The sequence below is a fragment of the Pseudomonas sp. FW305-28 genome (assembly GCF_017351395.1).
GTDB lineage: Bacteria > Pseudomonadota > Gammaproteobacteria > Pseudomonadales > Pseudomonadaceae > Aquipseudomonas > Aquipseudomonas fluorescens_AA.
Map to the genome: position 1 here is coordinate 38,235 of NZ_JACNDD010000032.1, position 11,879 is coordinate 50,113.

At 63.1% G+C, this 11,879-nt stretch carries 8 protein-coding genes and 1 pseudogene; 4 read left to right on the plus strand and 5 right to left on the minus strand.

Annotated features, from left to right (window positions below; all coding sequences use genetic code 11):
* Positions 1-237: 237 nt before the first annotated feature.
* The 4 genes from J4E53_RS10245 to J4E53_RS10260 all read right to left on the minus strand — a co-directional run bounded on the left by J4E53_RS10245 (position 238) and on the right by J4E53_RS10260 (position 5,813).
* Entirely contained in the window at positions 238-2,637 is a 2,400-nt protein-coding gene (locus J4E53_RS10245; RefSeq protein WP_103308671.1) for a TonB-dependent receptor, read from the minus strand.
* Between the two features lie 125 nt (positions 2,638-2,762).
* The gene (locus J4E53_RS10250) at positions 2,763-3,689 is read right to left on the minus strand and encodes a FecR family protein (protein WP_103308672.1); all 927 of its coding nucleotides are present in this window, start codon (positions 3,687-3,689) and stop codon (positions 2,763-2,765) included.
* Entirely contained in the window at positions 3,686-4,192 is a 507-nt protein-coding gene (locus tag J4E53_RS10255) for an RNA polymerase sigma factor (protein WP_060741623.1), read from the minus strand. The genes J4E53_RS10250 and J4E53_RS10255 overlap by 4 nt, the downstream gene beginning before the upstream one ends.
* 181 nt (positions 4,193-4,373) lie before the next feature.
* A complete protein-coding gene (locus J4E53_RS10260) occupies positions 4,374-5,813 on the minus strand; it encodes an HD domain-containing phosphohydrolase (RefSeq protein WP_103308673.1) in 1,440 nt (479 codons plus the stop codon).
* A gap of 86 nt (positions 5,814-5,899) precedes the next feature.
* Here J4E53_RS10260 and J4E53_RS10265 point away from each other — a divergent pair, with 86 nt between their 5' ends.
* The 3 genes from J4E53_RS10265 to J4E53_RS10275 all read left to right on the plus strand — a co-directional run bounded on the left by J4E53_RS10265 (position 5,900) and on the right by J4E53_RS10275 (position 10,539).
* Positions 5,900-6,673: an alpha/beta hydrolase gene (locus J4E53_RS10265; protein WP_060741621.1), complete on the plus strand. Its 774-nt coding sequence runs from the start codon at positions 5,900-5,902 to the stop codon at positions 6,671-6,673.
* Between the two features lie 63 nt (positions 6,674-6,736).
* On the plus strand, positions 6,737-8,302 hold the full coding sequence (locus J4E53_RS10270; RefSeq protein ID WP_103308674.1) for a GMC family oxidoreductase: 1,566 nt from the start codon (positions 6,737-6,739) through the stop codon (positions 8,300-8,302).
* 209 nt (positions 8,303-8,511) lie between these two features.
* Positions 8,512-10,539, plus strand: a complete 2,028-nt coding sequence (locus tag J4E53_RS10275; RefSeq protein WP_103308675.1) for a hypothetical protein — start codon at positions 8,512-8,514, stop codon at positions 10,537-10,539.
* Between the two features lie 101 nt (positions 10,540-10,640).
* Here the strand turns inward: J4E53_RS10275 and J4E53_RS10280 are convergent, their stop codons facing one another.
* The gene (locus J4E53_RS10280; RefSeq protein WP_060741606.1) at positions 10,641-11,375 is read right to left on the minus strand and encodes an ABC transporter substrate-binding protein; all 735 of its coding nucleotides are present in this window, start codon (positions 11,373-11,375) and stop codon (positions 10,641-10,643) included.
* Between the two features lie 283 nt (positions 11,376-11,658).
* On the opposite strand from J4E53_RS10280, the pseudogene J4E53_RS10285 reads away from it, so the two are divergent.
* A pseudogene (locus tag J4E53_RS10285) lies at positions 11,659-11,879 on the plus strand (hypothetical protein); the annotation flags it as partial.

Here is an 11,879-nt window from a genome sequence, read left to right on the forward strand (position 1 = left end):
GCCTCGCTGCCAAGACGGGATCGTGGGGAGCATGATGATGCACGGTCGGGTGGGAACTATCGAGTCGCTTTGAGTGGCAGCTTCTGGCCGGCTCCTGCCTAGCGAAAAGCGCCAATCGCCCCAATCTCACAGCAATAACAACAGAGGCCACAAATGCAGCCTCTCGGAGCGTTTAGTGAAACCGCCTTTAGCGTAATCACACAACTTGCAACGGCACCTCTTTAATCGCCAACAACCTCAGAAATCAACAGTAGCCGACACTTTCAGCGTACGCGGCGCCCCTTGGGTCAGGTAACCACCGTTGGCCGAGGCCCAGTAGTTCTCATCGGCAACGTTCTCCAGCATCGCGTTGAAAGTCACCCTGCGGCCATCCATTTTCGTCCGATAGCGCGCGCCCAGGTCGACGCGGGTCCAGGCGGGGATGCTGTATTCGTTGGCGCTGTCAACGAACTGGCCGCCGGTGCGCAATAGCAGACCGTTCAGGCTCGCCCCGGGCAAGCCGGGCACATCCCAGTCGGCGCCCAGATTGAACTGGAATTTCGGCACGCCTACCGCCTGGTTGCCATCGTCGCGACCGCCGGCGGTGCCGCGCAGTTCGGCTTTGGTCCAGGTGGCGCCGCTCAGCAGGCGCAGGCCGTCCAGCGGTTCGCCGAACAGGCTCAGTTCCACGCCGCGATTGCGCTGCTCGGCATCCACCCGGTAGTAGCCGTCGCCGCCGAGCACGCCTTGGGGCTGCTCGATGCGGAACAGGCTGAGGCTGCCGCCGAAGGTGCCCCAGTCGAGCTTGGCGCCCACCTCGGTCTGCTTGGAGCGATAGGGGGCGAACATCTCGCCGTTGTTGAGTGCGGCGGCCGGCGCGGTCGGGCCCTGTTGCAGAGACTCGACGCGGTTGGCATAGAGCGACAGGTATTCGGTGGGCTTGATCACCAGGCCATAGGCCGGCGTGGTGATGCTTTCCTGATAGCTGGAGGTGCGGGCACCGCTGGCCGCGCTCCAGGCGTCGGCGCCGATGGACTGGCGGCGCACGCCCAGGGTCAGCAGCACGCGGTCGTCGAGCAAGCCCAGGGTGTCGGAGACCGCCAGGCTACGGTTCTGCACCTTGGCGGTGGCGTCCGGGTCGTGGATATCGCCGGAGACGCTGGTGGCCGGTGGCTCGGCGACGGGCTGGCCCTCATACAGATTGCCGAAGCCACGACTGCCCGCCGCGGTGGACTCGAACGCGTTGCGCTTTTCCTGCCAGATGCCGTTGGCGGCCAGGTTGATGCTGTGGCTGACCGGCCCGGTGGCGAGTTCGCCGCGCAGCCCGGTGACGGCGCTCAGGGTTTCCTGGTCCAGCGGCGAATAGAGGCGGCCGATACGGGCATCGCCATTCGCGCCGTAGACGTAGTTGGAGGCGTAGACACCGTTCTCCCGCGTGTATTTGCCGCCTGCGCTCAGGTAGGCGGTCCACGTGGGCGACAGGTCGTACTCGGCGCTGAACATGCCATAGGTGTCTTCGAGCTGAGACCAGCTCCAGGGTTGCGCGTAGTTGTGGTCGGAGTCCGGTGCCGACGGCGTCTTGCCGTTGAGTGTGCTGGTAGGTCCCGTCGTGGTGAGGTAGACCACCGAGCGCCCCTCATTGACCCGTTGTTTCTGGTAACCGAGATCCGCGGACAGGCGCAGACGGTCACCCCGGTAGTCCAGGCCTAGGGTGGCCAGGCTGAAGCGCGAGTGCTCATCGTCCACCGCGGTCTCGCCCTCGCGCTGGGCCAGGTTCACCCGCACGCCGAAGCGGTTGTCCTCGCCGAAGCGCTGGCCCAGGTCGAGGTGCCCGCCCACTCGGCTGTCGCTGGCATAGTCCAGGGTGGCGCTGCGCGTGGGGGTGTCTTCGGCGCGCTTGGAGACCACGTTGATCGCCCCGCCGACACCGCTGCCCGACGGCGACACGCCATTGACAAAGGCGTTGGCCCCCTTGAACACCTCGACCCGCTCGACCGACTCGGTGGAGATGATCTGGCGCGGCAGGATGCCGTACAGCCCGTTGAAGGCAATGTCGTCGCTGAACAGCTGGAACCCGCGCACGACGAACACCTGGGAGAAGTTGCCAAAGCCGAACGACTGACGCACGCCCGGATCGCTGGCCAGCACATCGGCCAGAGTCTGCGCCTGGCGCTTCTCGATCAGCTCGGAGGTGTAGCTGGAGAAGGCGAAGGGCACATCTTGCATGTCCTGGTTGCCCAGCACGCCGATGCGGGCACCCCGCGCCGCCTCCCCGCCGGCGTACTCGGCCGGCAGGTCGACACGACCTTCGGCGAGCCCGCTGATGGTGGTCGGGCCCAGCTCCAGCACGCCCTGCTCGGGCAGCGGCACCAGGGTGATGGTGCCGTCGTTGCCGGCCTGGAAGGTCAGGCCGCTGCCCTCCAGCAACCGCTGCAGGCCGTCGACCACCGAATAGTCGCCCTTGAGTGCCGGCACCATGGCGCTGCCACGGGTCAGGCCAGCGTCATAGAGCAATCGCACGTCGGCCTGCTCGGCGAAATCGGTGAGCGCCGCGTCGAGCCGCTGGGCAGGCACGTCGAGCTGGACGGCTTGCGCCTGTGCGGCGGCAATGGCCAGGGGAAGAACGGCTAGCGCCGCGAGGAAGGGGGTCGACCGCATGCTGGTGTCCTTGACTATCAATACGAAGAAGTCGCATTTGCAGGAACGGAAGACGAAGGCGGCGATGATTTCTGAACCACCGCCGCCTAAATATTTTCTTTTTTTTGGAGGGACAGGCGCGGGCCTCAGCGGCGGGACGTGACCAGGATCAACCCCGGCAGGCGCACCAGACGCACAGGCAAGGTGGTTTCCACAGCGCTCAACACCGCCTGTGGATCATCAAGGGCGAACACGCCGGTCACCTGTAGCCGGCGAGCGTCTTCGTCGACAAACAGCACCCGCGCAGACTGGCTGCGCTCAAGCTCGGCGAACACTTGCTCCAGCGGCTGGTCGCGGAACACCAGCTTGCCGCGCTGCCAGCCCAAGCGCTGACGCGCATCCAGTGCTTGCGGCGCCTGCAGCGCCCCGCCACGCCACTGCACCTGCTGCCCGCCCACCACCGGCAGCGGCTCGCGCCCCTCGCTGGAGGCCAGCACGCGGCCCTCGCTTACCGCAAGGTCGACACCGCCCTCCTCCAGACGCACATCAAAGCGCGTGCCGGTGACGCGGATGCGCGCCTCGCCGGCCCTGACAATGAACGGCCGGGCCGGGTCATGGGCGACCTGGAAATCCGCCTCACCGCGGTACAGCCTGACCTCACGGCGACCATCGACAAACTGCCAGTCCAGCGCCGAATCGCCGTTGAGGGTCAACAGCGAACCATCGGCCAGACGCACCTCGCGCACCTCCCCCGGCTGGGTGCTGATGTCGGCATACAGGCCAATCCAGGTGCCGCGCGGTAGCCACAGGGCGAGCAACAGCATCGCAGCGCAGGCCAGTGGAGCCGCCCACTGTCGACGACGACGCAGCACGCGCACCTGAGGCTGCTCGGCCGGACGTTCTATCTGGCCGAGCAACGACCACAGCCCTTCCACCTCACGCAACGCCTGCTCGTGCTCGGGCGCCGCCTGACGCCAGGCCTGCGCGGCAGCGCGATCGGCAGCGGTGGCGCGGCCAGAATGCAGCAGCACCTGCCATTGCCGGGCCTGATCGAGAAGCGAAGGATGATTCACGGCTGCGGGTCCATCTGTTGCTGGCAGTGTTCGAGGGCCTTCAGGATATAGCGTCCGGCCATGCTTTCCGAGACCCCCAGGCGCTCGCCGATCTCACGCTGGGTCAGCCCGTCCAGGCGATTCCACAACAACGCCTGGCGCAGGTGCGGTGGCAAATCCTGGACCACGCGCTGCAGTCGTTCCAGGCGCTGGGCGTCGCTTGCCGCTCGCTCCGGACCCGGCTGGGCACTGACCAATTCGATGGATATCTCCTCCTCGACGGGACGGGATTTTTGCTGACGGCGGTAGTCGATGATCAGGTTGCGCGCGATGCGATAGAGGAACGCACGAAGATTGCCGATCTCTTGCTCGGACTCGCGCCGGCGAAAGCGCAACCAAGTCTCCTGGCGCAGGTCGGCCGCCAGTTCTGCGCACTTCACCTGCCGTGTGAGGAAGCGCAGCAGTTCACTCGAATGGCTCTCGAACTGGCCGTCGGTGGAATGAGGATCGGATGGCCTGGACACGCAAGCGACTCAAGCGAGGAGGAGTCGCGAGAATATATCAAATGATAATGACTTTCAATAACACCAAAAGCGAACACACGCAGGTCGCGGACCTCCCCCGTACGAGGTTGAACGTCAAAGGAGAAGGCCTGCCGGACCTCCTGTTACCGAGCTTCGAATGTTCAACCTGCGCGCCTTGGCATCAGGAGATCAAGCCCAGCGTCAATGCCTTCAGGGTCGCGGCAGCTCGGGTCGAGCATTCCAGTTTGCGAAATATGCTTTCCATGTGTGTGCGAACGGTGCTCGGACTGATGTCCAGCAGCCGCGCCACCTGCTTGTTACTGGCGCCACGGCTGATTTCCAGGAGCACATGACACTCCCGTGCGGTGAGTAACGAACTCTTCGGCTGATGAGTCCGACGCTCGCCACGTGCAGCGGCGATAACCGCTTCGCATACAGCCTTGTCGAACAAACCACTGGCGGCATCCTGCTCCAGCAGTCTGGCCGCCTCCGATTCGCCGTGGGCCGCCCTCCAGGGCCTGGCTTCCCTGAGTGCGACCCAGGCTACGGAAGTGGCTAGCAGCCGATGCTCGGCACACAGCGCATCCCCCATCACACCTCGAAAGTAGCCACTGCCGTTGAGCCGTTCGTAGGCATGGGCGGCAATCTCGGCAGGCACGGCCAGTTCACCGATAGGCCTCAGCGCCTGTTGCGTCCAGTAGGGAACCAGGTGCACCCGCTCCGCGGCGCTATAAGGCAGCGCCCCGGCGGTGTTCCAGAGTTGGTTGGAAACGGCTGCCCGACCCAGACCGTAGACAAGCGCCGCCTTTCCGAGCGCTGTCAGGGTGGGTTCACCTAGCCCCCACAAGCGTGCAGCCTCCATGGCGACATGCGCCACCCGCCGCGAATGCCCCGCCAGCCAGGGTAGCTTCAAGTCAATCACGTCCCCCACCAAGGTCAGCGAGACGGAGCGTTCGGCCTCCCCATGGACCGGGTTTTGAGAGCGACCATCCAGGTCTGCCAGCCACGCCCTGGCGTTATCCATGAGCAACGACGCGAGGGCAGCGGGATAGCGCCGATCCGACTGGTCGCGGATCCAGCGCAGCGCCGCGTCCAAGCCATGTGCTCGACTGAGAATGTCCAGATCACCGGCAAGCACCACCTGATAGGCGACCTCCGGAATGTGCTCATGGGTCAAGCCCAGCGGCCGGCCAGTCCCATCGTAGGTTTCGAATACGCGGCACAAGCCTGCCTCGACAGCGGCCCCCAGTTCGAGGGTTTTCGCGACTTCGCCGGAGACCTCGCAGTGCACGACGGCCAGCGGGGTCGCCTGATGCACCGCGTTCATGGCCTCTTTGCTCAGGGTCAGGTCGAGCATCGCACGGCGGCCGTCGACGTCATCACCGAGCAGATCCGCAAACCCTTCGGCGTTGGCGGTGCAGCCGGACCAGCGCAGCAAGGCGACCTGCTCCGCCACCCTCAGGTGCTCGCCATCGCCGTGTGAGGCCTGCGCCAGACTGCGCGCCAGTGCGGCAACGCGTCGCGAATGCCCGAGTGGCTGGCCCATGCTGAGGTCCCCGACCTGGCCGATCGCCTGCAGCGCTGCGCTCAATGAAATGTCCAGTTGCAACGCACTATCCATGAAAATGCCTTGGGGTCGGATAAATGACCGATGCCCACGAAGCAGGCCAGTCAGCAGAATTGAGCTCCCACACAGGAGTTCATCCCATGAAAACATTCAGATCAAAAGCCGTCACCGTCGCCTTCGCCCTTGCAAGCACATTGGCCGCCGGTATCAGCCAGGCCCAAGATACAACGCCTTCGGTGGTCATCGTACACGGCGCATTCGCCGACGGCTCCGATTGGGCCAAGGTCGTGCCGCTTCTGCAAGCCAAGGGGGTCGCCGTTTCGGTCGTGCAAAACCCGCTCACCTCGCTTGCCGACGATGTCGCTGCCACGCAAAGAACGCTGGACAATCAGCCGGGCCCGGTCGTGCTGGTCGGTCATTCCTGGGGCGGCACCGTGATTACCCAGGCCGGCAGCGACAAGAAAGTCCGTGCCCTGGTGTACGTCGCCGCCTTCGCTCCCGATGCCGGTCAAACCAGCGGCGAACAAGGCAAAGGCGCGCCCACGCCCCCGGGCATCAGTCAGATCAAAGCTGACGGCAACGGTTTCCTCTACTTGACCCCGGAAGGCATGGCCAAGGACTTCGCCCAGGATCTTCCAGCGGCGCAGACCGCCGTGATGACCGCGACGCAAGGCCCCATCAAGGCATCCGCGTTCGAGGACAAAACGACCGTCTCCGCCTGGAAGACCAAACCGTCCTGGTATCTGCTCGCCACCGAGGACCGGATGATCCATCCCGATGTCCAGCGTTCCGCCGCCAAGCGTATCGGCGCCACCCTGGCGCAGGTGCACACCAGCCATGTGCCCCAGCAATCGCAGCCGGCCGAAGTGGCCAAGGTGATTCTCGAGGCCGTGAAAAGCGTCGGCGAGCAGTGATCGCTGCGGCACGACACCCCCGATAACCCTGAGCCCAACCGCTGCATCGATATGGACGGACGCATGAATCATCGGCGTGATCGGAACTACGACTTCATCGTGTGTGGTGCGGGTACGGCGGGCTGCGTGGTTGCGGCCCGTCTTGCCCAACAGGACAACGCACGCGTGTTGTTGATTGAAGCAGGCAGCGAATACGCCGGCCCTGAAGTTGCAGAGCCGGCGCAGTGGCCGCTGAACCTCGGTTCAGAGCGCGACTGGGCATTCGCAGGGCAACCCAATCCGCACCTCAACGGGCGTCGTCTTTCCTTGAACATGGGCAAGGGACTTGGAGGTGGCTCCAGCATCAACGTGATGGTCTGGGCACGCGGGCATCGATCGGACTGGGATCACTTCGCTGCCGAGTCCGGCGACTGCGCCTGGGGATACGATTCGGTGCTGGATTACTACCGCAGGATCGAGAACTGGCACGGCAGCCCGGATGCCGCACGGCGTGGTTCAGGTGGCCCCGTGCATGTCGAGCAGCCGGACTCGCCTCAACCCCTCGCCTGGGCAACCCTGGAAGCGGCCAGTCGTTTGGGTATCCCCCGATATGACAGTCCCAACGGAGCGATGATGGAAGGCCCCGGCGGGGCCGCGATCACCGATCTACGCATCAACCAGGGCAGGCGCGAATCCGTTTACGATTCCTATGTCCGACCACGGCTGCACCAACCGAACCTGACCGTCCTCACCGGCGCGCTGGTAGCCCGTGTCCTGCTTAGGGACACAAGGGCGGTCGGTGTCGAAGTGATCATCGAAGGGCAACGGTACCGCTTCTATGCCGAAGCCGAAGTCGTCTTGTCCATGGGCGCGGTGAACACGCCCAAGGTGCTCATGCAGTCAGGCATCGGCCCGGAAAGTGAACTGCGCCCCCATGGCATCGTCCCGATCAGTCACCTTCCCGGTGTGGGTCAGAATCTTCAGGATCATGTTGCCTTTGGCTGTACCTGGGAGTACCTGCAACCCCAGGCGGTGGGTGGCGGCGGTTGTGAAACCACGTTGTACTGGAAAAGCGACAGTCGCCTGGACGCGCCAGACCTGCTGCACTGCCAGCTTGAATTTGCGGTGCCCTCTCCTGCTGAAGTGGGTATCCAGCCACCGCAACAGGGTTGGACGATGTTCGCAGGGCTGGCCAGGCCTGTCAGTCGAGGGCGCCTGCGCCTATCGGGCGCCGGGCCGTCGGATGCTCCGCTCATCGAGCCGAACTCGCTGAGCGCGCCCGAGGACATGGCGGCGGCGTTTGCATCGATCGACCTCTGCAGGGCACTCGGGAACAGCGAAACCTTCAACGACCTGGTAAAGCGCGAGGTGGTGCCCGGACCGAAAGCGCACCGCGCCATGGAGCAGTTCATCCGCAATTCTGCCGTGTCCTATTGGCACCCGTCCTGCACCGCTAAAATGGGCCGAGATGAAATGTCTGTGGTCGACCATCAGTTGCGCGTGTATGGCATCGAGAAATTGCGGATCGCGGATGCCTCGGTCATGCCGCGAATCACCGTCGGCAATACCATGGCGCCTTGCGTGGTCATTGGCGAGCGGGCAGCCGATCTCGTCCTCGCGGCCCAGGGTGTGATCACTCTGGCCAGTTAAAGCCACAAATTTCTCGAGACACCAGGGACTGTACGAAAACTGGCAGAGCCGCATGTGTAACGACATTGCGCGACTACAGGGGCTTCGCCGACGCCCGGCTCACTCGCCAAGTACAAATACCGGACTAGACTTCATAGCACCGTCACGTCACTGCACGCACAAGCGCATCACCCAAACACGACGTTGCCTCGCAGATAGGGATATCTCTCATGTTCAATCTCGACGATTCCGAGCATACGAAACGTGCCATCGCCCCTGCATTTGCCGCTGTTCCACCCACCAATGGCGGCATCGAAAGTACCGGCGTGGCGGTTGTCTGGCAGAACATTCTGCAAAGTGACGTGCTCCAGATGCTCTCGGACATCAATCCTCCGCTGACCGGCTCCTTCATCGATTACCGCTACTGGGCAAACGGCATTCTTCGTTGGGCGCTGAGCCAGCAGGATGATGACGGCAACCCGCTTTACGCGTTCGCGATCCCGTCGTGGGAAACCGGCTCTGAAGACAACGGCAATCCCGTCGTCGGGGCGTTTCTGTTCCCGGTGGGCACCCAGGTCACGCTGCTGCAGCCCAGCGACGACGAACTCAACGCCGCGTTGGCGAGCGCCTACGGCAATCAGCCGCCCCTCACGCTGACTTCGAACCAGACCGGCGATCCTGACGAGCGGCGTTGGGCCGCTGCCGCCCATGCCTATGCCCTGACGCAAAGCGACGCCAACGGTAACGCCTACGTGGCCGGCATCCCGAGCTGGGAGATGGCGGTCGAGAATGGGCAGAACTACCGAGGCGTCTACGTCTTCAGCAACACCCCCGGCATCCAGGTACTCAAGGCGGGTCGTGCGGCACTGATGGATCAGATCCTGGCGGGCATTCTCGAACCCTTGGACAGCGCGAACCTGATGGACTCGAACATGAGTGTTCTGGCCGTCGCGGCCAACCGTTGGGCCATGCGCTACGGTGGTGTGTGCGGCGCGGGCACCTTTGGCTATTGCTCCGCCAGGTACGACGTGGAAAGCGATTGGTACACCATTTTTACTCACGACGTCGTCATCTGCTTCGCGCCACAGCAGCCAACCATGGACTTGCTGCAATCCATCGTCGATCAACCCGCCATGGCCTGGCCTGATTTCAACAATGCCTACTCGGCGCTGTGCGTTACACTCGGCGACATCATCAATGGCGCGAATTCCAACGATCCACTCGATCCACGTGGGCTTGCGACGTCCCCGGACTGGTCCCCGAACACCGTCACCACCGAGCTCGCCACCTGGTTGCAGTTCGACGCCAGTGGCAACTACAGCTTTTCTCCCACCGCCCCCGCTGCGCCGACGGGTGTGGCCGCCGATGACTGGCTCCAGATCATCTATACGGTCTGGCAGGAAATGAGCGCTGTCGAACAACTTCAATCGCTCTACACCTACACCCAAGGCACCCTGAATACCGCCCAGAGCACGGCCAATACCCTGATAAGCGCCGCGATCGCCAACATGCAGGCCAAGACCGACGACAGCACGCTGCTGGACTTCGTCCAACTGCTCAAGGATCTCGGTTACTCGCTGGTGTGGTTTTTCCCCGAAGCCGTCGCCCCCTGGGCCAATCTTGCGGTGGTTGCCGTGACCGATGTCATCCGGGTGATCACCAGCAGCCTCGACGGAACGTCCAGCTCGATCACCATCGGCCAGTACTGGGAGCAGGTCGCCGACTCCTTCGAAGCGAGCAACACGAGCCTAAGCAACTTCTACACGACCATCGTCAGCGACCACGGGCGCCTGATGAACTTCTACCACTACGCCGACAACGGCAACCTGCCGATACCCACTGGCAACAACGGCGGCTCCTCGACCTCGGACGGCGACAGCTCCACCGCTACCGCCATGGCCAACGGGCTGATGTTGCAGGCCTACCAGAACCTGATGCCGCTCTTCTGGGCAATCGCCTGGGCCTGCCCCGACCCGCTCAGCGGCAGTGGATATGATGCTTACTCGACACTCACCATTCCCAGAGCCCCCGAGGGCACCTATGTCGAGGGGACGTATTACGAGTTCGCGATCATCTGGAGCGACAGCAATATCGTCAAAAGCTATCCAACGACAGCGATGATGACGGACCTCACCGGCACACTGAACGTCAACCTGATGGACATCATGGCCCGGACCGATCCCTGGCTCGGTGTCGCCAGTTGGTTTGGCTGGTTCCTTGGCAATCAGGTGAACTTGCAAGGCCCCTATACACGCTGATCCGTCATCGCAGGCTCAGTTGCGACTGTGGTGGCTGAGTGGATCGCGGAGCGGTTTTCTGCATCCCGTCGTCAGGCGGGCATTGCGCCGGCTCCGCTCTTCTATTGCTCATACCGCCGCTGAATCCGCCCCAGCTCCCCTGATCGCCGCAACTGCTCCAAAGCCTTGGTCCATGCCGCGACCACTTCGTCTTCAGAGTCCAAGCTAAAAGCGATATACAACGACGAACGATAAAGCTCGATAGGAATTTTCCGCAGCGTGCCCGGCGCGATATTCAACTGGCGGCTGTAGTAGACCACGCCCGCATCGGTGTCGCCGACGATGATGTCGGTGCGCCCGGCAAGCAGCATGCGATAGAGCAGCTTGCTTTCGGTGGCACTTTTGTCCAGGTTGTTAAAGCCCAGCGACAACAGCATCGTCGGCACCAGGCCGGCATGTCGCGTGGTGATCTGCGGGGCGTGCAGCAGTTGTTCCAGGGAGTTCACCGGCGGCGCCTTGGCCAGTTGATAGGGGTGGATGGACTCTTCCACGATTGGCCCGACCCATTTGTACAACGACTCGCGTTCCGGCGTGCGAAACAGGGAGTACATGATGGTCTTGGGGCGGTGCTTGAGTATTTGGGTGGCACGCATGCTGGGTTGCAGCAACACCTCGAAGTCATCCCCGGTCAGCGCCATGATGGCCCGGACGATCTCGGTGGTCATGCCAGTGAGCCGGTTGTTTTCCAGATAGTTGTACGGTGCCCATTCTTCGGTGACGATCTGATACTGCTCGGCCCTGGCAACCGTGCCGAGCAAGAGACAAAGCAGCGCTGCAACCGATATCGAATGTCTCACGCGTACTCCTTGTGGACCGTTCGGTGTTCGTGCATGGGGGGGCCTGATTCAAGAGGGGCAAGGTAAGCATAGACCCAAACACTTGCCTGACAGTTGACGCAGTCTACATTCCGCCCCTTAGCAGCCTCCGGACCTTGGTGTAGGATCAGCGCGACCGGATACGCGGCGCTCCCCTTGCGCCCTCCTCCCTGGGACCCAGCCGGTATGAATCCTATCGATCCCCGGTCGTTTCAACGCATCATCACCGCCCATGATGGCCCCCCCTTCTTATGAGCCTCGCCCCATGAAAATCTGTGATCAATGCAGGTCCGTCATTCTTGACGAAAACGCTGCTTGCCCGCGCTGCGCCGAAAAAATGAGGCTCTCGGAAGAGGCTCTCTTCCCTGCGTCCCAGCCGTCGAAAGGGTTGAAAATCCTTAAATGGGTGTTTATCAGCATTGTGGTTGCGGTGCTGGCGGCCGTAGCGGTGGTCGTGTGGATCTTTAATTCGTTGGGGCCGATGCC

Bases quoted from the DNA above. Each gene is read 5' to 3' on its own strand.
- J4E53_RS10270 (WP_103308674.1), top strand. From the start codon at position 6,737: ATGAATCATCGGCGTGATCGGAACTACGACTTCATCGTGTGTGGTGCG.
- J4E53_RS10275 (WP_103308675.1), top strand. From the start codon at position 8,512: ATGTTCAATCTCGACGATTCCGAGCATACGAAACGTGCCATCGCCCCT.
- J4E53_RS10260 (WP_103308673.1), bottom strand. From the start codon at position 5,813: ATGGATAGTGCGTTGCAACTGGACATTTCATTGAGCGCAGCGCTGCAG.
- J4E53_RS10245 (WP_103308671.1), bottom strand. From the start codon at position 2,637: ATGCGGTCGACCCCCTTCCTCGCGGCGCTAGCCGTTCTTCCCCTGGCC.
- J4E53_RS10265 (WP_060741621.1), top strand. From the start codon at position 5,900: ATGAAAACATTCAGATCAAAAGCCGTCACCGTCGCCTTCGCCCTTGCA.